The sequence below is a fragment of the Comamonas endophytica genome (genome assembly GCF_023634805.2).
In the GTDB taxonomy this organism is placed as follows: Bacteria; Pseudomonadota; Gammaproteobacteria; order Burkholderiales; family Burkholderiaceae_C; genus Comamonas; species Comamonas endophytica.
In genome coordinates this window covers 1013017-1037823 of record NZ_CP106881.1, presented here as the reverse complement: position 1 = coordinate 1037823, position 24807 = coordinate 1013017, and the positions used below count along the sequence as shown (strand labels likewise).

General features: G+C 68.7%; 16 protein-coding genes. 11 read left to right on the top strand and 5 right to left on the bottom strand.

Features of this window, described 5'->3' with window-relative positions; genetic code table 11:
- Positions 1-53 precede the first annotated feature (53 nt).
- A complete protein-coding gene (locus M9799_RS04525) occupies positions 54-2126 on the top strand; it encodes a PhoX family protein (RefSeq protein ID WP_231043954.1) in 2073 nt (690 codons plus the stop codon).
- 248 nt (positions 2127-2374) lie between these two features.
- Here the strand turns inward: M9799_RS04525 and M9799_RS04520 are convergent, their stop codons facing one another.
- The 3 genes from M9799_RS04520 to M9799_RS04510 all read right to left on the bottom strand — a co-directional run bounded on the left by M9799_RS04520 (position 2375) and on the right by M9799_RS04510 (position 4702).
- On the bottom strand, positions 2375-3175 hold the full coding sequence (locus M9799_RS04520; RefSeq protein ID WP_231043955.1) for a BPSS1780 family membrane protein: 801 nt from the start codon (positions 3173-3175) through the stop codon (positions 2375-2377).
- A gap of 163 nt (positions 3176-3338) precedes the next feature.
- Positions 3339-4295, bottom strand: coding sequence for a homoserine kinase (locus tag M9799_RS04515; protein ID WP_231043956.1), 957 nt, complete (start codon positions 4293-4295; stop codon positions 3339-3341).
- A gap of 53 nt (positions 4296-4348) precedes the next feature.
- Positions 4349-4702, bottom strand: coding sequence for a hypothetical protein (locus M9799_RS04510; protein ID WP_231043957.1), 354 nt, complete (start codon positions 4700-4702; stop codon positions 4349-4351).
- Between the two features lie 64 nt (positions 4703-4766).
- On the opposite strand from M9799_RS04510, the gene polA reads away from it, so the two are divergent.
- The gene (gene polA / locus M9799_RS04505) at positions 4767-7586 is read left to right on the top strand and encodes a DNA polymerase I (protein ID WP_231043958.1); all 2820 of its coding nucleotides are present in this window, start codon (positions 4767-4769) and stop codon (positions 7584-7586) included.
- A 293-nt stretch (positions 7587-7879) separates the two neighbouring features.
- Complete coding sequence (locus tag M9799_RS04500) at positions 7880-8713, top strand: ZIP family metal transporter (protein WP_255662673.1); 834 nt, start codon at positions 7880-7882, stop codon at positions 8711-8713.
- Here the strand turns inward: M9799_RS04500 and M9799_RS04495 are convergent.
- Both M9799_RS04495 and M9799_RS04490 read right to left on the bottom strand, forming a co-directional pair.
- The gene (locus tag M9799_RS04495) at positions 8705-9454 is read right to left on the bottom strand and encodes a LytR/AlgR family response regulator transcription factor (protein ID WP_231044219.1); all 750 of its coding nucleotides are present in this window, start codon (positions 9452-9454) and stop codon (positions 8705-8707) included. The two genes, M9799_RS04500 and M9799_RS04495, sit on opposite strands and share 9 nt — an antisense overlap.
- A gap of 8 nt (positions 9455-9462) precedes the next feature.
- A complete protein-coding gene (locus M9799_RS04490; RefSeq protein WP_231043959.1) occupies positions 9463-10533 on the bottom strand; it encodes a sensor histidine kinase in 1071 nt (356 codons plus the stop codon).
- Between the two features lie 52 nt (positions 10534-10585).
- Between M9799_RS04490 and argH the strand changes: the two genes are divergently transcribed.
- The 8 genes from argH (at position 10586) to M9799_RS04450 (ending at position 24805) form a co-directional block, all read left to right on the top strand.
- On the top strand, positions 10586-12043 hold the full coding sequence (argH, locus tag M9799_RS04485; protein ID WP_231043960.1) for an argininosuccinate lyase: 1458 nt from the start codon (positions 10586-10588) through the stop codon (positions 12041-12043).
- A gap of 30 nt (positions 12044-12073) precedes the next feature.
- Positions 12074-13048, top strand: a complete 975-nt coding sequence (locus M9799_RS04480) for a Bug family tripartite tricarboxylate transporter substrate binding protein (protein ID WP_231043961.1) — start codon at positions 12074-12076, stop codon at positions 13046-13048.
- 274 nt (positions 13049-13322) lie between these two features.
- Positions 13323-19361, top strand: coding sequence for an alpha-2-macroglobulin family protein (locus M9799_RS04475; RefSeq protein ID WP_231043962.1), 6039 nt, complete (start codon positions 13323-13325; stop codon positions 19359-19361).
- A 116-nt stretch (positions 19362-19477) separates the two neighbouring features.
- Positions 19478-20515, top strand: coding sequence for an ABC transporter ATP-binding protein (locus M9799_RS04470; RefSeq protein ID WP_231043963.1), 1038 nt, complete (start codon positions 19478-19480; stop codon positions 20513-20515).
- Between the two features lie 67 nt (positions 20516-20582).
- Positions 20583-21875, top strand: a complete 1293-nt coding sequence (locus M9799_RS04465) for an ABC transporter substrate-binding protein (RefSeq protein ID WP_231043964.1) — start codon at positions 20583-20585, stop codon at positions 21873-21875.
- 4 nt (positions 21876-21879) lie between these two features.
- Positions 21880-22785, top strand: coding sequence for a carbohydrate ABC transporter permease (locus M9799_RS04460; RefSeq protein ID WP_231043965.1), 906 nt, complete (start codon positions 21880-21882; stop codon positions 22783-22785).
- Positions 22782-23624 carry a carbohydrate ABC transporter permease gene (locus tag M9799_RS04455; RefSeq protein WP_231043966.1) on the top strand — a complete coding sequence of 281 codons (843 nt, stop codon included), beginning with the start codon at positions 22782-22784 and terminating at the stop codon, positions 23622-23624. Before M9799_RS04460 ends, M9799_RS04455 begins: the two co-directional genes overlap by 4 nt.
- 317 nt (positions 23625-23941) lie before the next feature.
- Positions 23942-24805, top strand: coding sequence for an endonuclease/exonuclease/phosphatase family protein (locus M9799_RS04450; RefSeq protein WP_231043967.1), 864 nt, complete (start codon positions 23942-23944; stop codon positions 24803-24805).
- The last annotated feature ends 2 nt before the right edge of the window (positions 24806-24807 follow it).

The following is a 24807-nucleotide window of genomic DNA, read 5'->3' as shown; positions in this document are numbered from 1 at the left end:
CTAGAGTGCGGGTACCCGTCGAAGCATCGACACCTACCAAAGAGAGCCGCCCCGTGAGCAAATCCATTTCCGACAAGGTCGTCCGCAACCACAGTGGCAACACGCCTTTCAGCGAAATCCTCGACAAGAGCCTGTCGCGCCGCGCCGTGACCCGTGGCAGCCTGGGCGCCGCGATGGCGCTGATGGCCGGTTTCAGCCTGACAGCCTGTGGCGGCGGCGACGGCGATGCGGTGGCGCCCACCGAGCCCGTGACGCCTCCCGTCACGCCCCCGGTCACTCCCGCGCCAGAACTCAAGCTGGGCTTCGAGTCGCTGGCCAACTCCATGACCGACGCCTGCGTCGTGCCTCCCGGCTACACCGCGCAGGTGCTCGGCGCCTGGGGCACGCCGCTCAACAGCAATGCCGCGCCCTGGGACCGCAATGGCAACAACAGCTCCAACGACCTGTTGAACTCCACCGGCATGCACCATGACGGCATGCACTTCTTCCCGCTCGATGGCAGCTCGACCGAAGGCCTGCTGGTGGTGAACCACGAATACATCGACGAGAAGGTGCTGCACCCGAACGGCCAGACCGGCACCGGCACCGGCCAGAAGCGTCCCGTCGAGGAAGTGCGCAAGGAAATCAACGCCCATGGCGTGGCCGTCATGCACATCCGCAAGACCGGCGCGAAGTGGGACATCGTGCTCGATTCCAGGTACAACCGCCGCTTCACCTCGGCCACGCCCATGCGCCTGGCCGGCCCGGTCGGCGGCACGGACTGGGTCAAGACCCCGTTCTCGCCCAATGGCGCACAGGTGCGCGGCACCAACAACAACTGCGGCAACGGCACCACCCCCTGGGGCACCTACATCACGGCCGAGGAGAACTGGGCTTCGTGCTTCGTCAACACCGGCGTGCGCCCGGCCCACCAGAGCCGCATCGGCGTGTCGACCGCCAAGGGCCGCTACCTGTGGGAGACCGCGGCCGGCGATGTCAGCGAAGTGAACGGGGAGTTCGCGCGCTTCAACGTCACGCCCGGCAGGGGCTGGGAAAACGAAGTCAACGGCTTCGGCTACCTGGTCGAGATCGACCCCTACGACAACACCAGCATCGCCACCAAGCGCACCGCCATGGGCCGTTTCGCCCACGAAGGCGCGGCCTACGGCAACCCGGTTGCCGGCCAGCCTCTGGCGTTCTACAGCGGCGACGATTCGCGCTTCGAATATGTCTACCGCTTCGTCTCGGACGCCGTGTGGGACCCGAAGGACGCCAACCGCACCGACCGCCTGAACGTCGGCGCCAAGTACCTCGACAAGGGCACGCTGTCCGTCGCGCGCTTCAACGATGACGGCACCGGCGAATGGGTGGCCCTGGTGCCCGGCACCGTGGGCAAGGGCGGCAAGACGCTGGGCGCCGAGTTCGGCAGCCTGGACGCGATCCTGATCAACACCCGCGGCGCGGCCGATTTCGTCGGCGCCACGCCGATGGACCGCCCCGAGTGGACGGCAGTGCACCCCACCAACGGCGATGTCTACCTGACGCTCACCAACAACACCAGCCGCAATGCCACGACCGGCACCAACGCCGCCAACCCACGCCAGAACAACGCCAACGGCCACATCATCCGCTGGCACGATGCCAGCGGCTCGAACGCCTTCCGCTGGGACATCTTCGTCTTCGGTGCGTCGGACCTGGACGGCGCCGACACCAACCGCTCGTCGCTCACGGCAGTCAACCAGCTGGCCAGCCCTGACGGCCTGTCCTTCGACAGCCGCGGCATCATGTGGATCCAGACCGACAACGGCCTGGACGGCGGCCGCAACAACAACGTGGCCAAGACCACCAACGACCAGATGCTGGCCGTGATCCCCAAGCCGATGAGCGAGAGCACCGGCACGGGCCCGGTCATCAACGCCAGCAACCAGGCCGAGCTGCGCCGCTTCTTCGTCGGCCCGAACGAAGCCGAAGTCACGGGCGTGGCCTTCAGCCCCGACAACACCAGCATCTTCCTGAACATCCAGCACCCGGTGAACTGGCCCGCGTACGACACGACCGACGCCACGGCCGTGGCCTCCGGCAAGGTCCGCCCGCGCTCGTCGACGGTGGTGATCCAGCGTGCGGATGGGAAGCCGATCGGGGTTTGATCCGCGATCGATGGCCCATGAAAAAACGCCCCTCGGGGCGTTTTTTCATGGCCGCTTGTTTTTCGACCTGTGGACTGTCCTCACCGTTCGTCCTGAGCTTGCCTGGGCGGCCCCGTCGAAGGATGAACGGCCTGTTCACAAGTTGAGGGCCGTGCGCTTCTGGAAGGCCCTGCTGGATTTTTCGCGCAGGCCCTTCACCCTTCGACAGGCTCAGGGCGAACGGTTTTGCGGCCTTGGCCTAGCGAACATCAGCCCTCGCTCAGTTCCGGCTCCCGCCCATCCGGCGCCGAAAAACTGTCGCGGAAAGTGAACACCACCGAAGTGAAGAACATCGCCGCCAGCATCATCGCCGCGCCGACCATGATGCCGCCCGCGATCGCTCCGATCACGCTCATCAGGATGCCGGTGACCAGCGCCAGCACCAGGCCGCAGCCCAGGAAAAAACCCATCCAGGCCAGGCCGAACACCAGATAGGCGCCCCAGTTGCGCAGGCAGGCGACGAAGCTGAAGAACAGCGCCTTGACGGGCGGAATGCCATGCCAGTGGACCAGCCCCGGGGCGTGCCAGAACAGCAGCGACAGGGGAATGTACAGCGCCATCGCGAACCACATGGCAGCCTGGAACTGCGGATCCTCGGCAATCTCGCGCGTCATCGGCTCGCCGCCCAGGTAGACCTGCGCGAACGCGCCGCCATCGATCAGTGCCGACAGGCCCATGATCGCCAGGAAGCCCACGGCATAGAGCAGGCCCAGCGTCAGCATCGCGTTCATGCGCTGCTTGCCGGTGCGGAACGCGACGAGCAGCAGCGTCGGCGTGGGAAAGCGGCCCTGGGTGGCCTCGGCGGCCGCCACCATCATCGCCAGCGAGGTGCAGGGCAGCAGCGCCAGCGCCAGCGCCGGGCCGATGAAGGGCACCAGCGTGACCAGCGACATGCTGGCCATGGCAAGGAAGAACAGCGCCGCCAGCGCCATGGGTTGGCGCCAGAAGGTCTGGACGCCGAGCTTGACCCACTGGACGCCGGTGCGGGCGGGGACGATCTGGAGTTTCATGTAGCGGTGAAATGGGGGAACGGTAACGCGCGCGTGCGGGCGCGAATGGCGCTACTGTACCGCAGGCATTTTCGACCGCTGGATGTAAGGGCGGGTTGCAGGTGCCGCAGCGCTGTGCGCAGCCCTCAGGCGGCGTCCAGCCCTGCGCCCGTAGGGCGCCCCGTCAGTCCAGCTGCATCGGATGCGCAATGCGCTGGCGCAGCACCCGCTCGAAATGCCGTGGGTCATGCGGCGTGAGCATGGCGGCCTCGCGCGGCAGGTAGAAGTCCCACAGGCGCGAGATCCAGAAGCGCAGCGCGCCCGCGCGCAGCTGGGCGTTGAGCAGCTGGCGCTCGGCGCCCGTCAGCGGGCGCACGCGCTGGTAGGCGGCCAGCATGGCCTGGGCGCGCGGCGCGTCGTGCGCGCCTGTCGCATGGTCGATGCACCAGTCGTTGAGGCAGACCGCGAGATCGAAGAGCCAGCTGTCGATGCCGGCGAAGTAGAAGTCGAAGAAGCCCGTGAGCTGCTCGCCGTCGAACATGACGTTGTCGCGGAACAGGTCGGCATGCACCGGGCCGCGCGGCAGCGCCGCATACGCCGAGGAAGCGGCGATGTGGTTCTGATAGGCCAGCTCCGACTGCAGCAGCTCCACCAGGCCGCCGTCCAGATGGGGCAGCACCACCGGCGCGGTTTCGTTCCACCAGGGCAGGCCGCGCAGATTGGGCTGCTGGCGCTCGAAGTTGCGCCCCGCGAGATGCATGCGCGCGAGCATCTCGCCGACGGCCGCGCAGTGCACCGGCGCGGGCGCCAGCTGGCTGCTGCCGCGCAGCCGGTTGACCACGGCCGCGGGCTTGCCGCACACGCGCAGCAGGATGTCGCCGCTCGTGCGGTTGGCCTGCGGGTCGGGCACGGGAATGCCGGCGTGTGCCAGATGCTTCATCAGGTACAGGTAGAAGGGCAGCTGCTGCGCCGTGAGGCGCTCGAACAGCGTCAGCACCCATTCCCCCTGGTCGGTCGTCAGGAAGTAATTGGTGTTCTCGATGCCGCCCTGGATGCCGCGCAGGCTCTGGAAGGTGCCCAGCGGCAGGTGGCGCAGCAGGTCGCGCGCCTCTTTTTCGGAGACTTCGGTGAAAACGGCCATGGCAAAGGCGCGCCCCGGGGGCGGCGCGGCAAAGAAGGAAAAAGGGAAAGCGCTTAGAACTGGCGGATGTTCCACACCCGCGGGCCCGTGGTGTCGGAGCCGCTGCGGCTGCGGTTGCGCACGCCTTCGCTGGGCTGGACCTCGTAGGCGGGCATCTCGCCGACCTTGGGCGTGACGGTGATGCTGCGCGTCTGGCCGCCGACGCGCAGTTCGTCGACGCGGCTGCCTTCGTCCTCGACGCGGATACGCTCGACGCGCTGGTTGGTTCTGTCGGGCGGCGCCGCGCGCGTCCGGGACGCTTCGGTCGCTGTGGCCGCATCAGGGGCTTGGGCAGCGGCAGGCGAATTCTGGGCCAGCACCGGGCTGGCAGCCAGGCTGAGGAGGAGGAGGAGGGGGGCGGCGCGCATGGGGGGATTGTAGGGCCTGGGGAAATCGATGGGTAGCCGGCCGCGGGGCGTGCACAATCCATGCATGAGCAATTCCAAGACACTGGTGCTGGTCGATGGCTCCAGCTATCTCTACCGCGCCTATCACGCCATGCCGGACCTGCGCGCGCGTCCGGGCGACCCGACGAGCCCCGCCACGGGCGCCATCCGCGGCATGATCAACATGCTGCACTCGCTCAAGCGCGAGGTGCCGGCGGATTATGCGGTCTGCATCTTCGATGCCAGCGGTCCGACCTTCCGCGACGCGATCTATCCCGAATACAAGGCGCACCGCTCGCCCATGCCCGACGACCTGCGCGCGCAGATCGAGCCGATCCATGCCGTGGTGCGCATGCTCGGCTGGCCGGTGCTGGCGATCGACGGCGTCGAGGCCGACGACGTGATCGGCACGCTGGCCCAGGTGGCCTCGCGCCAGGGCGTGCGCGTGGTGGTCTCGAGCGGCGACAAGGACCTGAGCCAGTTGGTGGACGAGAACATCACCATCATCGACACCATGAACGGCAAGGTGCGCGACGTGGCCGGCGTGACGGCCGAGTTCGGCGTGCCACCGTCGCTGATGATCGACTACCAGACGCTGGTCGGCGACACGGTCGACAACGTGCCCGGCGTGCCCAAGGTCGGCCCCAAGACCGCCGCCAAGTGGCTCAACGAATACGGCTCGCTCGACGCGCTGCTGGCGCGCGCCGACGAGATCAAGGGCGTGGCCGGGCAGAACCTGCGCGGCAGCCTCGACTGGCTGCCCACGGGGCGCAAGCTGGTGACCATCAAGACCGACTGCGATCTGGTGGAGCATGTCGTGGGCCTGCCCGCGCTGGACGCGTTGGCCTGGCGCGCGCCCGAGGACCGGGCGCTGCATGATTTCTATGTCGAGTATGGTTTCCGCGGCCTGGCGATGGCGCTGGAGAACCGGGCCGAAGCCGCTGCCGCCGAAGCCGCCCCCAAGGCCAAGGGCAAATCCTCCAGGCATGCTGACCAGGGCGACATGTTCGAGCAGCAGGAATCGGCCGAGGCCAGCGAGGAAGCGGCGGCCGCGCAGCAGCGCAGCGTCGACTACGACGTGATCCTGACCTGGGACAGCTTCGATGCCTGGCTGGCGAAGATCGAGGCGGCCGAGCTCACCGCGCTCGACACCGAAACCACCTCGCTGGACGAGCTGCAGGCGCAGATCGTCGGCATCAGCTTCAGCGTCGAGCCCGGCGCGGCGGCCTATGTGCCGCTGCGCCACGAGGGGCTGGACGTGCCGCAGCAGCTGCCCTTCGAGGAAGTGCTGGCGCGCCTCAAGCCGTGGCTGGAGAATCCCGAGCGCCCGAAGCTGGGCCAGCACATCAAGTACGACCGCCATGTGTTCGCCAACCACGGCATCGACGTGCGCGGCTACATGCACGACACCATGCTGCAGAGCTATGTGCTGGAAGTGCACCGCCCGCACGGGCTGGCGAGCCTGGCGCTGCGCCATACCAACCGCACCGGCACCAGCTACGAGGACCTGTGCGGCAAGGGCGCGAGCCAGATCCCGTTCGCGCAGGTGCCGGTGGACAAGGCCGCGGCCTATTCCTGCGAGGACTCGGACCAGACGCTCGATGTGCACCGCGTGCTCTGGCCGCAGCTGGAGAAGGAAACCGCGCTGCGCGCCGTGTATGACCTGGAGCTGCAGACCAGCGAGGCGCTGTTCCGCATCGAGCGCAATGGCGTGCTGATCGACGCGGCCGCGCTCGCCAGGCAGAGCAACGAGCTGGGCCAGCGCATCGTGCAGCTCGAGGCCGAAGCCTTCGAGATCGCCGGCCAGCCCTTCAATCTGTCGAGCCCCAAGCAGCTCGGCGAGATCTTCTTCGACAAGCTGGGCATGCCGGTGGTGAAGAAGACCGCGACCGGCGCGCGCAGCACCGACGAGGAGGTGCTGGAGAAGCTCGCCGCCGACTACCCGCTGCCGGCCAAGCTGCTCGAGCACCGCAGCCTGTCCAAGCTCAAGGGCACCTACACCGACAAGCTGGCGCAGCTGGCGCTGCCGCGCACGGGCCGCGTCCACACCCATTACGCGCAGGCGGTGGCGGTGACGGGCCGCCTGTCGAGCAACGAGCCCAACCTGCAGAACATTCCGATCCGCACCCCCGAGGGCCGGCGCGTGCGCGAGGCCTTCGTCGCGCCGCCGGGCCATGTCATTGCCAGCGCCGACTACTCGCAGGTCGAGCTGCGCATCATGGCGCACCTGTCGGGCGACGAATCGCTGCTGCGCGCCTTCCAGGAAGGCGCCGACGTGCACCGGGCGACGGCCGCCGAGGTGTTCGGCGTGGAGGTCGAGCAGGTCAGCAGCGAGCAGCGCCGCTATGCCAAGGTCATCAACTTCGGCCTGATCTACGGCATGAGCAGCTTCGGCTTGGCGAAGAACCTGGGCATCGAGAGCAAGGCCGCGGCGGCCTACATCGACCGCTATTTCCAGCGCTATCCCGGCGTCAAGCGCTACATGGACGAGACCGTGGAATTCGCGCGCGCCCATGGCTATGTCGAGACCGTGCTGGGGCGGCGCCTGTACCTGCCCGACATCAACGGCGGCAACGGCCCGCGCAAGAAGGCCGCCGAGCGCCAGGCGATCAACGCGCCGATGCAGGGCACGGCCGCCGACCTGATCAAGATGGCCATGGTCGCGGTGCAGGCCGAGCTCGACGCGCACCGTCCCACGGTGCAGGTCGTGCTGCAGGTGCACGATGAACTGGTGTTCGAGCTGCCCGAGGGCGATGTGGAATGGCTGCGCAGCGAGATTCCGCGGCTGATGGCGGGGGTGGGGCAGCTGAAGGTGCCGTTGTTGGCGGAGGTTGGCGTGGGGCCGAACTGGGACAAGGCGCATTGAGGGTTTGGATGGGCTATCAGGCGCGGATTCATCTGGCCGGCTGACTTATCCGTTCGCCCTGAGCCCGTCGAAGGGTGCACGGCCAGTGCTCAAGTTTTGAGGACAGGCCGTCCATGGTTCGACAGGCTCACCACGAACGGTTCCGTATTCGTTCGCTCTGAGCCTGCCTGGGCGGCCCCGTCAAACCATGAACGGCCAGCACTCCAGTTTTCCGCTCCCGCCCACGCACCGCCCGCTCTTCTGCCAAAATCACCCGGCTCGGCCCCTGGGGCCATCGAAAAGAAAAAACAGCTATGACCTTGGCAGCAATCATTCTGGCCACCCTGGCCGCGGGCATCGGCAGCGTGTGGGTGGCGGCGCTGCTCATGCGCGTGGGCGTGTCATCGAAGAACGGCGGCATGATGCCGCAGCGGCTGCTGAGCCTGGCGGCGGGCGCGCTGCTGGCCACCGCCTTCATGCACCTGCTGCCCGAAGCCTTCGAGAGCGAGGCCGGCGCGCATGACCTGTTCCTCACGCTGCTGGTCGGCGTGGTCTTCTTCTTCCTGCTCGACAAGGCCGAGCTCTGGCACCATGGCCACGAGCATGGCCACGGCCACGACAACCATCCCAGCCATTCGCATGCGCACCTGCACGATCACGCGCATGGCCACGACCACCATGGCCATGGCAAGACCTCGGGCGGCGGCTGGGCGGTGCTCACCGGCGACAGCGTGCATTGCTTTGGCGACGGCGTGCTGATCGCCTCGGCCTTCCTGGCCGACATGCGCCTGGGCCTGATCGCGGCGGCCTCGGTGCTGGCGCACGAGGTGCCGCACCACATCGGCGACCTGGTGGTGCTGCGCAATGCCAGCAGCAACCGGCGCGTGGCGCTGATCAAGGTCTCGCTGGCGGGCGCCGTGACGGCGCTGGGCGGCATTGCCGGCTATTTCCTGGTCGGGCAGCTGCAGGACTGGCTGCCGTATTTCCTGGTGCTGGCGTCCAGCAGCTTCGTCTATGTGGCGCTGGCCGATCTGATCCCGCAGCTGCAAAGGCGCCTCACGGCACGCGAGACGGTGGCGCAGATCGCGTGGCTGGTGGCGGGCATGGTGCTGGTCACGGTGGTCAGCGGCCTGGCCCACTCACACTGAATCCGCGGCCTCGCGCAGCGCCGCGCGCACGCTGGCGAGCTGGCGGCGCGATACCGCCAGCGGCTCCTCGATGCCCTGCAGGCGCACGGCCCAGCCTTCGCCCTCCTCGGGGTCGTGGTGCTTTTGCAGCGCGCGCAGCGCGTGGCGCGCGACCAGCGCGTTGCGGTGGATGCGCAGGAACTGCGCGCCGTGGCGCGCTTCGAGCTCGCCCAGCGCGCTGTCGAGGATGTAGCTGTGCGTGGCGGTGCGCACCGTCAGGTATTTGAGCTCGGCCTTGAAGTACAGCACTTCCTCCAGCGGCACGCGTTCGGTGCGCCCGCGGTCCTGGATCAGCAGCATGCCGGGGCTGGGCGGCGGCAGGGCGGCGCGCTGGCGCATCAGCCGGCCCAGCGCCACTTGCAGCCGGCCCAGGCGCACCGGCTTGGTGAGGTAGTCCAGCGCTTCGAGTTCGAAGGCATTGACGGCATGCAGGCTGTCGGCGGTGACGAACACCAGCGCCGGCGCGCGCGGCAGCTCCCGCAGGCGCGCGGCCAGCGACAGCCCGCCCTGGCCGGGCATGTGGATGTCCAGCAGCACCAGTTCGAAGGAAGCTGCCTGCAGCGATGCCCAGGCCTGGGCGCCGTCCGCGGCCTCTTCCACGACCATGGGCGGCAGCGCGGGGTCGGCGCGCGCGGCATCGGCCAGCAGCGTGCGCAGCCGGCTGCGCGCCAGCGCCTCGTCATCGACCAGCAGGATGTGCAGCGGGGAGTTCATGCGCTTTTCTCCAGCGGCAGGAGGATGCGCACGCGCCAGCCGCCCTGGTGGCTGCCGGCGCTGAACTCGGCCTGCAGGTCATGCAGCAGCGACAAACGCTCGCGCACGTTGCGCAGCGCGATGCCATGGCCGCGCGTGGCCGGCGCGGGGCCGGGCGGCAGGCTGTTGGTGATGGTGATCTCGGCGCGGCCGTGGCGCAATGCGGTCGTGAGCACCAGCGTGCCGCCCTCGGCGCTGGGCTCGATGCCGTGGCGGATGGCGTTCTCCACCAGCGGCTGCAGCAGCAGCGGCGGCAGCCGCGCGCCGCCGGCTTGCGGGTCGAGCTGCCAATGCGCGCGCAGCCGCGCGCCGAAGCGCACCTGCTCGATCGCCAGGTAGCGCTGCGCCAGCGCGATTTCCTCGTCCAGCGTGGTGCTGGCATGGGGCTCGGCCAGCGCCGCGCGGAACAGGTCGCTCAAGTCTTCCAGCAGCGCCTCGGCCTGCGCCGGCTCGGCACGCACCAGCGCGATGGCGCTGTTGAGCGTGTTGAACAGGAAATGCGGGCGGATGCGCGACTGCAGCTCGGCCAGCCGCGCGGTGGTGGCCGCCGGCGCCCGGGCGCGCGCGCGCAGCTGCAGCGCCGCCACCAGCAGCGCCGCCAGCAGCATGCCGCCGGCGGCACTGGCCAGCCAGGGCGCACGCAAGCCGTCGCCCAGCAGCCAGAGCATGGCGCAGGCATGGAGCCCGCACAGCGCGCCCAGGCCCATGCCTGCCGCGTACTGCGCCTGCCTCGGCAGCCGCTGCAGCAGGCGCTTGAAACCGCAGGCCACCACCAGCCACAGCAGCGTGCCGGGCAGGGTGCCGCTGGTGAACAGCGCCATGCGCGCGAGCCATTCCAGCGGCGTGGCGGCGCTGAAAAGCGCGGCCGTGGCAACCACGAGCTGCACGAACAGGACCGCGCGCAGCACCACGCCCACATGGCAGGCATCGAACACCAGAACGCGCTGCGCCGCACCCGCCGTGGGGGCTAGTGCGGGGCCGGAGGCGACGGAGGCGGGCGGGGTCGATAAAATTTGCATGTCTCGCATTGCGGCAGCCGGATTTTCCGGCTGCCTTGAACCCTCTGATTATTGCCCTTCCATGTCCAACAGCTCCACCTCGCAACCTTCCCACAACCAGCTCGACACCAAGGCCCAGGCCTGGTCGGCGCTGTTTTCCGAGCCCATGAGCGACCTGGTCAAGCGCTACACCTCGAGCGTGTTCTTCGACAAGCGCCTGTGGCAGGCCGACATCATGGGCAGCCTGGCGCACGCCGAGATGCTGGCCGCGCAGGGCATCATCTCCGGCGATGACCATGCCTCGATCCAGAGGGGCATGGCGCAGATCACCTCGGAGATCGAGTCCGGCGGCTTCGAGTGGAAGCTCGACCTGGAGGACGTGCACCTGAACATCGAGGCGCGCCTGACGCAGCTCGTCGGCGACGCGGGCAAGCGGCTGCACACCGGCCGCAGCCGCAACGACCAGGTCGCCACCGACGTGCGCCTGTGGCTGCGCGGCGAGATCGACGTCATCGGCGGCCTGCTCGCAGAGCTGCAGAAGTCGCTGGTGGAGACCGCCGAGCGCCATGTCGAGGTGATCCTGCCGGGCTTCACCCACCTGCAGGTGGCGCAGCCGGTGAGCTTCGGCCACCACCTGCTGGCCTATGTGGAGATGTTCCAGCGCGACGCCGAGCGCATGGCCGACGTGCGCCGCCGCGTCAACGTGCTGCCGCTGGGCGCAGCAGCGCTCGCCGGCACCACCTACCCGCTGGACCGCGAGCGCGTGGCGCGCACGCTGGGCATGGAAGGCGTGTGCCAGAACAGCCTGGACGCCGTGAGCGACCGCGACTTCGCCATCGAGTTCAGCGCCGCCGCCGCGCTGTGCATGGTGCACATCAGCCGCTTCTCGGAAGAGCTGATCCTGTGGATGAGCCAGAACTTCGGCTTCATCCGCATTGCCGACCGCTTCACGACCGGCTCCTCGATCATGCCGCAGAAGAAGAACCCCGACGTGCCGGAACTGGCGCGCGGCAAGACCGGCCGCGTGGTCGGCCACCTGATGGGCCTGATCACGCTGATGAAGGGCCAGCCGCTGGCCTACAACAAGGACAACCAGGAAGACAAGGAGCCGCTGTTCGACACCGTCGACACGCTCAAGGACACCCTGCGCATCTTCAGCGAGATGGTCGGCGGCCAGCTGAACCCGGCCACGGGCAGGAAGGAGGGCGGCATCAGCGTCAATGCCGAGGCGATGGAGCAAGCCGCGCTCAGGGGCTATGCCACCGCCACCGATCTGGCCGACTACCTGGTCAAGAAGGGCCTGCCTTTCCGCGATGCGCACGAGACCGTGGCGCATGCCGTCAAGGCCGCGATCAGCGAGGGCGTGGACCTGTCGGAGCTGCCGCTGGCGACGCTGCAGGGCTTCCACCCGCAGATCGAGCAGGACGTGTTCGAGTGCCTCAGCCTGCGCGGCTCGCTCAATGCGCGCAACACCCTGGGCGGCACGGCGCCGGCGCAGGTGCGCGCGCAGCTGGCGCGCCACCAGGCACGCCTGGCCTGACGCTGGCGGATTTCCACTGGAGTGCCACACATGCGCCTTACGCGACGCCGTCTTCTGTCCCATGCCGCCGTGCTGTCCAGCGTGGCGGCCTGGGGGCCCATCCATGCGGCCGATCCCCAGCCGATACGCATCCTGGTGGGTTTTCCGCCCGGCGGAGGCTCCGACGCCATCGCGCGCCTGCTGGCGGAGAAGTTGCGCGATGCGCTGGGCCTGACGGTGCTGGTCGACAACCGCCCCGGCGCGGGCGGGCAGATCGCCGCGCAGCTGCTCAAGAGCGCGCCGGCCGACGGCCATACGCTGTTCCTGTCGCACGACCACACGATCTCCATCCTGCCGCAGGTGGTGCGCAAGCCCGGTTTCGATCCGGAGCAGGATTTCGTGCCGGTGGCCGGCATCGCGACCTTCGTGAACGCGCTGGCCGTCTCGAGCCAGACGCCGGCGCGCAATCTGGCCGAGTACGTGCAGTGGGTGCGCCAGCAGGGCGGCAAGAGCGCCGTGGGCATTCCCGCGCCGGCCTCGACGCCGGAGTTCCTGGTCAAGCAGCTGTCGGAGCGCTTCGAGCTCGACCTCGTGGCCGCACCCTACCGCGGCAGCGCTCCGATGCTCGCCGACATGCTGGGCCACCAGATCCCCGCGGGCATCGGCTCGGTGCAGGATTTCATCGAGAACCACCGCGCGGGCAAGATCCGCGTGATCGCGGTGCTGGGCGAGCGGCGCCAGGCCGCGATGCCCGAGGTTCCGACGCTGGCGGAGCAGGGGGTGAAGGGGTACGAGGACCTGCCGTATTACGGCATCTATGCGCCCCGGGGCACGCCTGCCGCCTTCATCGAGCGCTTCTCGGCGGCGATTTCCAGGGTGCTGCAGCTTCCCGAGGTGCGCGAGCAACTGACGGCGCTGGGGCTGACCGTGGGCCATATGGCGCCTGCGCAGCTGGCGCAGCGGGAGCGGGCGTATACGCGGGCCTGGACCGGGATCATCCGCAGAAGCGGGTTTCAGCCGCAGTGAGATAAAACCCTGCACTTATGCAGGGTTTTTTATGCGGAACGCGCAAGCGCCTCCATCATCTATCGATGCGCCCTGAAAGGCAGCACGAAAAACCGTTCGTGGTGAGCCATGTCGAACCATGGACGGCCTGCTTTCAAGATAGAGAGTGGGCCGTCCATCCCTCGACAGGCTCAGGACGAACGGTTTTTTGACGAGTATTGAGCGGAACAACGTTAGCACCGCCACCAAGAGCGCTCGCCATTTCCGGCCCAGCCGGACCGAGAGGGGAACATCCATGGGATTCAAGCAATGGTCAAGCGCCGCATTGGCCCTGTGCGCCGGCAACGCACTGGCGCTGGCCGTGAACCAGTTCAGCCCGCAAGGCGAGGTTGGAAAAGTGCACCAGGTGCGCGTGCAGTTCGATGCCGCGGCCGTGCGCTTTGGCGACCCCAAGGCGGCGGCGCCGCTGCAGCTGGCGTGCAGCGATGCGCAGGCCACGGCCGGCACGGGCCGCTGGACCAGCGAGCGCGAATGGGTGTTTGATTTCAAGCGCGCGCTGCCGCCGGGCGTGCGTTGCACGGCGCAGTTGCACGCGGGCTTCAAATCGCCCTCGGGCCAGGCGCTGACGGGCACCGCGCGCTGGCAGTTCGGCACCGGCGGGCCGCAGGTGCTGTCCATCGCGCCCTCCACCTACGAGGCCATCGACGAGGCGCAGTTCTTCGTGCTGCGCTTCAACGGCCCGGTGGCGCGCGAGACGCTGCTGGCCCATGGCTACTGCGCGCTCGAAGGCGTGGGCGAGCGCATTCCGCTGCGCTGGATCGACGGCGGCGAGCGCAAGCAATTGCTGGAGATGCAGAACTGGACCCAGGACGCCGCGGCCGCGCCGCAGCAGTTCGCCACGCTGGCCTGCAACCGCACGCTGACGGCCGGCGCCAAGATGCGGCTGGTGCTGGGCGCCGGCATTGCCACGCCCGGCGTAGCGACGCCCGGCGTAGCGACCCGCAACGCGCAGGAATTCGGCTTCACGGTGCGCGAACCCTTTGCCGCGGAGCTGCGCTGCGAGCGCGAGAACGCGCAGGCCGCCTGTCTGCCGATCCGTCCCGTTCGGCTGTCTTTCAATGCGCCCGTGCCGCGCGCGCTGGCCGAAGGCATCCAGCTGCAGGGTGGCGGCGCGGCGCTGAAAGCGGTGGTCGACGATGACGAGGATTCCGGCGCGCGCCCCGATCCGCAGGGGCTGGTCGAGCGCGTGCGCTTCGAAGGGCTGGCGACGCTGACCCGCTACCAGCTGCAGCTGCCCTCGGGCTTCAAGGACGCGGCCGGGCGCACGCTGCGCAATGCCGACGCCTTCCCGCTGACGGTGGCCACGGCCGACATGCCGCCGCTGGTCAAGTTCGCGGCCTCGCCTTTTGGCATCGTCGAGCGCTTTGCCGAAGGCCCCGAGGGCCCGGCGCTGCTGCCGGTGACAGTGCGCAAGGTCGAGGCGGCGCTTGCCGGCCAGCAGCTGCAGCCCGCGGGCCAGGTCAGCGTGATCGAGCCGCGCAGCGATGCCGAGATCATTGCCTGGCTGCAAAAGCTCCAGGACTACGACACCAGCCAGATCACGCGCGAGCGCGCGCGGCGCGATGTGCGCGGGCCGCTGCCGCCGGTGGTCGACCGGGACAACCGCGATTACGTGCAGACGCGCATGCTGTCGCTGCTGGCGGGCCGGCGCGAGGCCAAGGCCATGGCGCTGCCGTCGGCCGTGCCGGGCGACCCCCGGCCCTTCGAGGTGGTCGGCATTCCGCTGGCGCCGGGCTTCCATGTGGTGGAGATCGCCTCGCCGCTGCTGGGCGCCGCGCTGCTCGATGAGCGCTATGGCGCGCAGCGCCGGATGTACGTGCGCAGCTCGGCGCTGGTGACCAATCTGGCGGTGCATTTCAAGCTCGGGCGCGAGAATTCCGCGGCCTGGGTGACGACGCTGGACAAGGGCCAGGTCGTGGCCGGCGCCAGGGTGCAGGTGTCGAACTGCAAGGGCGAGGTGCTGGCAACTGCCACCACCGATGCCCAGGGCCTGGCGCAGTTCAGCGGCCTGTCGCCCGAGCCGCAGAACTGCCAGTACCGCAACGCGGCCTATTTCGTCAGCGCGCGCGCCCAGACCGCGGCCGGCCCCGAGCTGGCGTTTGCCTGGAGCGACTGGCAGCGCGGCATCGAGCCCTGGCGCTTCAATGTGCCGACCAGCAGCGACGCCGTTGCCGACCTGCGCGCGCACACCATCTTCGACCGCACGCTGCTGCGCGCCGGCGAGACGCTTTCCATGAAGCATCTGCTGCGCCAGCAGACCATGGGCGGCCTGGCGCTGCCGAAGCCCCGGCCGGCCGAGCTGCGCATCACCCATGTGGGCAGCGGCCAGAGCTTTCGCCAGCCTTTGGCCTGGCGCAACACCGCCAGCGGCGGCCTGAGTGCCGAGAGCCGGTTCGCGGTGCCCGCGGGCGCCAAGCTGGGCGAGTACCAGGTGGAACTGCGCGATCCGCAGGAGCAGCCTTCGTTCCAGCCAATGGCCACCGGATCCTTCCGTGTCGAGGAATTCCGCCTGCCGGTGTTCGAGGGCAGTATCGGTCCCGCCGACAAGAAACCGCTGGTGCGCGCCGAGACGCTGCCGGTGCAGGTGCAGCTCAACTACCTCTCGGGCGGCCCGGCCGATGGCCTGCCGGTGCGCGTGTCGGCGCTGGTGCGTTCCCGCAGCCTGGAGTTCGCCGGCCATGAGGATTTCCATTTCAGTCCGCCGCGCGCCGCCGCCGAGGGCACGCAAAGCGATGACGAAGAGGCCGGCGCGGCGCAGGACACGCGCGTGATCGCCGATGCGCTGCCGCTGGTGCTCGACCGCCAGGGCGCGGGCCGCATCGAGCTCAAGCCCCTGCCGCGCGGCAGCCAGGCGCGCGAGCTGCTGATCGAGGCCAGCTATGCCGACCCCAGCGGCGAGGTGCAGACGCTGCGCAGCACGCAGACGCTGTGGCCGGCGGCGGTGGTGGCGGGCATCCAGGCCGAGAACTGGGTCTCGACGGCGCGCGAGATGCAGTTCCAGGCGCTGGCGCTGGGACTCGATGGCAAGCCCCAGGCCGGCGTGGCGCTCGAGGTGCAGGCCGTGGCGCGCATCACCACCAGCACCCGCAAGCGCCTGGTGGGCGGCTTCTACAGCTACGACAACCAGGCCACGCTCAAGGATCTGGGCACGGTCTGCTCGGGCAAGAGCGATGCGCAGGGCCGGCTGCGCTGCACGGCGAAGATCGCGCAGGCTGGCGAGGTGGAGCTGATCGCCACGGCCACCGACGGCGCGGGCCATGCAGCCCAGGCCGCCACGTCGGTGTGGGTCACGCGCCAGGGCGAGCTGTGGTTCGGCGGCGAGGACCATGACCGCATGGAGCTGCTGCCCGAGCAGCGCAGCTACGCCCCCGGCGAGACCGCGCGGCTGCAGGTGCGCATGCCGTTTCGGCATGCGACGGCGCTGGTGAGCGTCGAGCGCGAGGGCATCCTGAGCACGCGCGTGGTGCAGCTCGAAGGCCAGAACCCGACGGTGGAGCTGCGCGTCGAGGAGGGCTGGGGGCCCAATGTCTACGTCAGCGTGCTGGCGCTGCGCGGGCGGCTGCGCGAAGTGCCCTGGTACAGCTTCTTCACCTGGGGCTATCAATCGCCGCGTGCCTGGTGGAATGCCTTCTGGCACGAAGGCAAGGAATACGCGGCGCCCACCGCGCTGGTCGATCTGAGCCGGCCGGCGTTCCGCCTCGGCATGGCCGAACTCAAGGTCGATGCCGCGGCGCAGCGCCTCGATGTGCAGGTGCGCGCCGACCAGCAAAGCTATCCGGTGCGCGGCACGGCGCAGGTCACCATCACGGCGAAGCTGCCCAATGGCCAGCCCGCGGCGGGCGCGGAGGTGGCGGTTGCGGCCGTGGACCAGGCGCTGCTCGAGCTCATGCCCAATGGCAGCTGGAACCTGCTCGATGCCATGCTGCCGCGCCGCGCCTGGGGCGTGCAGACCGCAACGGCGCAGATGGAAGTCATCGGCCGGCGCCACTACGGCCGCAAGGCCGTGCCTGCGGGCGGCGGCGGCGGGCGCAGCCCGCGGCGCGAGCTCTTCGACAGCGTGCTGCTGTGGCAGCCGGCCGTGGTGCTCGACGCCAAGGGGCAGGCCGTGGTGAAAGTGCCGCTGAACGATCTGCTGACCAGCTTCGAGATCGTCGCGGTGGCCGATGTGGGCGCGCAGCAGTTCGGCACCGGGCGCGCGCGCATCCGCAGCACGCAGGACCTGCAGCTCCTCAGCGGCCTGCCGCCGCTGGTGCGCGAAGGCGACCGTTTCCGCGCCCAGCTCACGCTGCGCAACACCACCGGCCGCGCCATGCAGGTGCAGGTGGCGGCGCGCGCAGCGCCCCTGGCGCTGCAGCCGCAGCGCATCGCGCTGGCCGCGGGCGCATCGCAGGAGGTGGCGTGGGAGGTGACGGTGCCCACGGCGCCCGCGGGCAGCAGCGACCTGGCGATGGCGCTGGACTGGGAGATCGACGCCGAGGATGTGACGCCCGGCGCGCCGCCCGCGCGCGACGCGCTGCGCCTGCGCCAGCGCATCGAGGCGGCCGTGCCGCTGACGGTGCAGCAGGCAACGCTGGTGCAGATCGACGGCCAGTGGCAGGTGCCCGTGGCGCCGCCCGCCGACGCGTTGCCCGGGCGCGGCGGCCTGCAGCTGTCGTTGGCGCCGCGCCTGGCCGACGACCTGCCCAGCGTGCGCCACTGGTGGCTGCGCTATGCCTACACCTGCCTGGAGCAGATCAGCAGCCGCGCGCTGGCGCTGGGCGACGCCGCGCAGTGGCAGCAGGTGATTGCCAAGATGCCCAGCTATCTCGACGAGAACGGCCTGGCGTCGTACTTCCCGCCCACGGGTGGCGCGCAGCACCGCGGCAGCGACACGCTGACGGCCTACCTGCTGGCCGCCAGCCACGAAACCGCGCGCCGCGATCCGCGCCTGGCGCTGCCCGACGCCCTGCGCGCGCAGATGGAAAGCGCGCTGATCGCGTTTGTCGAGGGCCGCCTGGAGCGCTCCGCCGGCAACCCGCGCAACGACCAGGCGCTGGCGCTCGAGGTGCGCAAGCTCGCCGCCATCGAGGCGCTGTCGCGCCACGGCCGCGCCGTGCCGCGCATGCTGGAGAGCATCCGCATCGCGCCGCAGCAGTGGCCCACCCATGCGCTGATCGACTGGCTGCAGATACTGCAGCGCCTGCCCCAGGTGGCGCAGCGCGAGGCGCGGCTGCAGGAGGCCAAGCAGCTGCTGCAAAGCCGCCTGTCCTTCCAGGGCACCCAGGTGGTGTTCAGCACCGAGAAGGACGACCACTGGTGGTGGCAAATGCAGGGCGGGGACAGCAACGCCGCGCGCTTGCTGATGACCGCTCTCACCCTGCCCGAATGGAAAGACGATGTGCCGCGGCTGGCGTTGGGGTTGATTGCGCGCCAGCGTGGCGGGGCGTGGACCACCACCACTGCCAATCTCTGGGGGGTGCTGGCGCTGCAGGCGTTTTCGCGGGAAAGGGAGAGTGCGCCGGTGGGGGGGATCACGGTGGCCAAGTTGGGGGCACAGGCAGTGGCAAAGGATTGGGCTGGGCTTGAGCGGGGGGCCGTCCATCCTTCGACCCTTCGACAGGCTCAGGGCTCAGGACGAACGGAGTCAGATCGTGCTTTTACTACTTCCAGTGCCCAAAACCCGTTCGCCCTGAGCTTGTCGAAGGGCGTTTCAGGGCAGAGCCCAGGCACACAACAGATGTTCCTCCCCTGGACCCCAGGCCAGTTGACCGTGACCCACGAAGGCCCGGGCACCCCCTGGCTGACCCTGCAATCGATAGCCGCCATTCCCCTGAAAAAACCTTTCAGCGCGGGTTACACCGTGCGCAAGACCGTCACCCGCGTCACCCCCTCGCAGCTTCCCGCAGGCAGCTACCGCCGCGGCGATGTGCTGGAAGTGCGCCTCGACATCAACGCGACGGCCGACATGGGCTGGGTCGCGGTGACCGATCCCATCCCTGCAGGCGCGACGATTCTCGGCAGCGGCCTGGGCCGGGATTCGGAAATCGCGCAACAGCAGGACGGCGGCTCCGAGGGCGGGGAAGGCGAGGCGCCCACCTTCGAGGAGCGCAGCTTCTCCTCCTGGCGCGGCTACTACGAGTGGCTGCCGCGCGGCGAGATGCAGGTGCGCTACCGCGTGCGCGTGAGCAATGTGGGCGAATTCGCGCTGCCGCCTACGCGTGTGGAGGCACTGTATGCGCCGGAGATGTTTGGCGAGGCGCCGAATGCGCCGGTGAAGGTGCTGCCGGCGCAGTGACATGCCACACGCGGTCCTTGCCGCAGTCACAAACTGCGGCAAGGACTTGGCAACCTCAGGGTAAGCACCTGCAAAATTGACATCCATTCGTCACGTGGCTTGCCTAGACTGGCGCCATGTCCTTGATCGAACTCGACGGTGTCGCAAAGTCCTGGGGTGCAACTGCGGCGCTGCGCGCGCTGCACCTGCGCATCGAACCGGCAACTTTCTGCGTGCTGCTCGGGCCCTCGGGCTGTGGCAAGTCGACGACGCTGCGCATCATTGCGGGGCTGGAGACCGCGAGCGCCGGCAGCGTGCGCATCGATGGCCGCGAGGTCGGCCACCTGCCGCCGGCGCAGCGCGGCATCGCCATGGTGTTCCAGAACTACGCGCTGTTTCCGCATCTGACGGTGGCGCAGAACATCGGCTTCGGCCTGTCGGTGCGCAAGGTGCCCGCGGCCGAGGCCGCCAAACGCCTTGCCGAAGCCGCCGAACTGCTCGGGCTCACCGCATTGCTCGACCGGCGGCCGGGCCAGCTCTCGGGCGGCCAGCAGCAGCGCGTGGCGCTGGGCCGCGCGCTCGTGGCGCAGGCCAGGGTCTGCCTGATGGACGAGCCGCTTTCGAATCTCGATGCCCAGCTGCGCCAGGAAATGCGCAGCGAGCTGCGCGAGCTGCAGCAGCGCCTGGGCCTGACGGTGGTCTACGTGACCCATGACCAGGCCGAGGCCATGAGCATGGCCGACCAGGTGGTGCTGCTGCACCAGGGGCGCGTCGAGCAGTGCGCGACGCCGCGCGAAATGTATGCGCGGCCCGCGAGCCAGTTCGCGGCGCGCTTCATCGGCACGCCGGCCATGAACCTGATTGCGCTGGAGCACGGCCGCATTGCCGGCAGCGATGTCGGCGTGGGCGCGGGCAGCGTGCGCAGCCTGGGCCTGCGGCCCGAAGCCATCCGCATCGTGCTGGACAGCGAGCCCGGCTTCGAGGCCCGGGTCGTCGGCCAGGAATATCTGGGCGCCGATCTGGTGCTGCGCTGCCAGATCGGCAGCGAAGTGCTCACGGTGCGCGCGCCGGGCCCGCAGCAGGTGCCCACGGGCGCGCAGGTGCGCCTGGCCTGGCAGGACGCGGACACGCATTTCTTCGGCAGCGACGGGCTGCGCCTGGCCACGCGCGGCTGACCCAGCACTCTTTTTTTCGGGCATTGCAACGGCAGTGCCTCGTTGTCTGATCTTTTCAGGAGCTCCCATGCATCGCAAGACCTTCATCCAGACCCTGGCCCTGGCCGCGGCCCTGGGCACGCTGGGTTCCGCCCAGGCCCAGGCCCAGGCGCAGGTGGAAGTGCCCTTCTACTACCCGGTGGCCGTGGGCGGCGCCATTGCCAAGACCATCGACGGCTTCGCTGCCGATTTCATGAAGGCGCATCCGAACATCAAGGTCACGCCGATCTACGCCGGCACCTACCAGGAAACCATCGTCAAGGCGCTCACGGCGCACAAGTCGGGCAAGCCGCCCGCGACCTCGGTGCTGCTGTCGACCGACATGTTCACGCTGATCGACGAAGACGCCATTGCGCCCATCGACCAGTTCGTCAAGACTGCCGAAGACCAGGCCTGGCTCAAGAGCTTCTATCCCGCGTTCATGGCCAACAGCCAGACCGGTGGCAAGACCTGGGGCGTGCCCTTCCAGCGCTCCACGGTGGTGATGTACTACAACAAGGACCTGTTCAAGCAGGCCGGCCTCGATCCGAACCGCGCGCCCCAGAACTGGGCGGAACTGCGCGAAGCGGCGCAGAAGCTCACGCGCAAGGACGCGAGCGGCAAGGTCACGCAATACGGCATCCAGATCCCCTCGACCGGCTTCGGCTACTGGATGCTGCAAACGCTGACGACTCCCAACGGCGTGCTGCTGGCCAACGAGGCCGGCACCAAGGTCACGCTGGACCACCCCAAGGTCATCGAGGCGCTGGACTTCTGGGTCAACCTCGCGCGCCAGGGCGTGCACCCCAGCGGCGTGGTCGAGTGGGGCACGACCCCGAAGGATTTCATCGAGCAGAAGGCGGCGATCATCGTCACCACCACCGGCAATCTGACCAATATCAAGGCCAATGCCAAGTTCGATTTCGGCGTCGGCCAGATCGCCGGCAACGTGCGCAAGGGCTCGCCCACGGGCGGCGGCAACTTCTACATCTTCAAGAAGTCCTCGCCCGCGCAGCAGCAGGCGGCGTTCGAGTTCATCAAGTGGGTGACCCAACCCGAGCGCGCGGCGCAGTGGAGCATGGACACCGGCTATGTGGCGGTGTCGCCCGCGGCCTACGAGACGCCCACGCTGAAGAAATACGGCCAGGAATTCCCGCAGGCGCTGGTCGCGCGCGACCAGCTGCCGGTGTCGGTGGCCGAATTCTCCACGCATGACAACCAGCGCGTGACCAAGCTGCTCAACGACGCCGTGCAGGCCGCGCTCAACGGCAGCAAGACCCCGGCCCAGACGCTCAAGGACGCGCAGCGCGAAGCCGACCGCATCCTGCGCAGCTACCAGTAAAGCGATGGCCGCGGCGACGAACAACGCGCCCCGCGCAGCGGTGAGCCAGCATGCGCTGCATGCGTGGCTGCTGCTGCTGCCCGCCCTGGCGCTGCTGGTGTCGTTCACGCACTGGCCGGCGCTGGCCACGCTGGTCGACAGCTTCTTCTCGACGCCACGCGGCGGCCGGCCCGGCCAGTGGGTCGGGCTCGAGAACTACCAGGTGATGGCCGAGGACCCGGTGTTCTGGCAGGCGGTGCGCAACAACCTGTGGTTTGCGGGCGCGACGATTCCGCTGTCGATCGGTCTGGCGCTGGCGATGGCGCTGTGGGTCAACGAGCGGCTGACCGGCCGCGCCTTCCTGCGCATGGCGTATTTCACGCCGACGGTGCTGCCGATGATCGCAGTGGCCAATATCTGGCTGTTCTTCTACACGCCGCAATACGGCCTGCTCGAGCAGATCACGGGCGCCTTCGGGCTGCCCTCGCACAACTGGCTGGGCGATCCCTCGACGGCGCTGGCCTGCGTGACGCTGGTGGCGATCTGGAAGGAGGCTGGCTTCTTCATGATCTTCTATCTGGCGGCGCTGCAGACGCTGAACCCCAGCCTCAAGGAGGCTGCCGCCATCGAGGGCGCCTCGCGCTGGTACTACTTCAGGCGCGTGCAGTGGCCGCTCTTGATGCCGACCACGCTGTTCGTGCTGGTCAATGCCGTGGTCAATGCCTTCCGGCTGGTCGACCATGTCTTCATCCTGACGCGCGGCGGCCCCGACAACGCCACCAGCCTGCTGCTCTACCACCTCTACGAGGTCGGCTTCAAGTTCTGGGACACGGGCTATGCGGCGGCGATCACCGTGGTGCTGGTGGTGGTGCTGGCCAGCGTCGCGCTGCTGCAGTTTTTCGTCTTGGACAAGCGGGTGCACTACAAATGAGCGCAAGAGAACTGCCGCGCCAGGGCCCGGCGCTTTACGCGGCGTCGTGGCTGGATACCGCCGCAGCCTGGCTGCTGGCGCTGCTGTGGATACTGCCGCTGGTGTACGCGGTGTGGACGGCGTTCCACCCGGCCGAGTTCTCCACGCGCTTCGACCTGGCTGCGCCCTGGACGCTGGAGAACTTCCGCCAGGCCTGGCAGGCCGCGCCCTTTGCGCGCTACTTCCTCAACACCACGCTGCTGGTGGCGATGATCCTGGCGGCGCAGCTGGTGCTGAGCACGCTCGCGGCCTATGCCTTCGCGCGCTACGAGTTCCGCGGCAGGAACGTCGCGTTCGCGCTGGTGCTGGTGCAGCTGATGATCATGCCCGACATCCTGCTGGTGGAGAACTACCAGACCATGGCCAGGCTGGGCGTGGTCGACAGCCTGCTGGCCATCGGCCTGCCGTACTTCGCCTCGGCCTTTGCCATCTTCCTGCTGCGCCAGACCTTCATGGGCATCCCGCGCGAGCTCGACGAAGCCGCGCGCGTCGAGGGCGCCAGCGCCCTGCAGACGCTGTGGCGCGTGTACGTGCCGCTGGCGCGGCCGGTCTACACCGCGTTCGCGCTGGTGTCGGTGAGCTTCCACTGGAACAACTTCCTCTGGCCGCTGATCATCACCAACAGCGTCGAGTCGCGCCCGCTCACCGTGGGGCTGCAGGTGTTCTCCTCGGTGGAGCAGGGCGTGGAATGGTCGACCATCACGGCCGCCACGCTGATGACCTCGGCGCCGCTGCTGCTGGCGTTCCTGCTGTTCCAGCGGCAGTTCGTGCAGAGTTTCATGCGGGCGGGGATCAAGTAGGGGATGTCTCGAGACTGCTGTTTGTCTGGTGCGCTGGCATCAACCCGTTCTTGTGATTCCGTCGAACCAGGGTCCGCCTGCTCTTAAGACTTGAGGACTGGCCGTTCATCCTTCGACAAGCTCAGGACGAATGGTTGAATAGGGCTGTGCTTGCATTTCACCGTTCGTGGTGAGCCATGTCGAACCATGGACGGCCTATCCTCAAAACATATGCGCAGGGAGCCATCCTTCGACGGCCCCCCAATCCCAAACACCGACATCCATCAAATGGCATTCACTGGCTTGGACCAACCAGCCGCTTGGGTTGTAATGCTCCCATGAAAATCCTCAGCTGGAATACCCAATGGTGCTGCGGCCTCGACGGCCACGTCAGCCCGCAGCGCATTCTCGAGCGCGCGCGCGGTTTTGCCGATGCCGATGTGCTGTGCCTGCAGGAGATCGCCGTGAACTACCCGGGCCTGGAGGGCAGTCCGGGCGATCAGCTCGCGCAATTGCAAAAGCTCCTGCCGGGCTGGCAGCTGTTCTTCGGCGCCGCGGTCGACGAATTCACCAGTGCCGGCCGCCAGCGCTTCGGCAATGTGATCGCCACGCGGCTGCCGGCGCTGCAGGTGCAGCATTTCCCGCTGCCCTATCCGCCCGACGCGGGCGTGCGCAGCATGCCGCGCGTGTGCAGCGTGGTCACGGTGATGGATGCGCGCCTGGGCGCGGTGCGCGTCATGACCACCCACCTCGAGTTCTACTCCAAGCCCCAGCGCATGGCGCAGGCGCGCGCGCTGCGCAGCCTGCATCTGGCGGCCTGCAGCGTGGCCGATGCGCCGCCCGAGGAATGCCGCGACGGCTCGCCCTACCAGAGCAAGTCGCAGACCCCGCATGCGGTGCTGTGCGGCGACTTCAACTTCGAGCCGCACGAGCCGGAATTCGCCGCGCTGACCGCACCCTGGGCCGCGGGCGAGGAGGGCGCGCTGAAGCCTGGCCAGTGGCATGACAGCTGGCATCTGCTGCATCCCGACCACCCCCAGCCCCCGACCTTCAAGCTGTTCGACCGGCGCTACGGCCCCGAGCCCATTGCCTGCGACTTCATGCTGGTGAGCGACAGCCTGAAGCCGCGCGTGCGCGCCTGGGAAGTCGATGCGCGCACCCAGGCATCGGACCATCAGCCCGTGGCGCTGACGCTGGGCTGAGC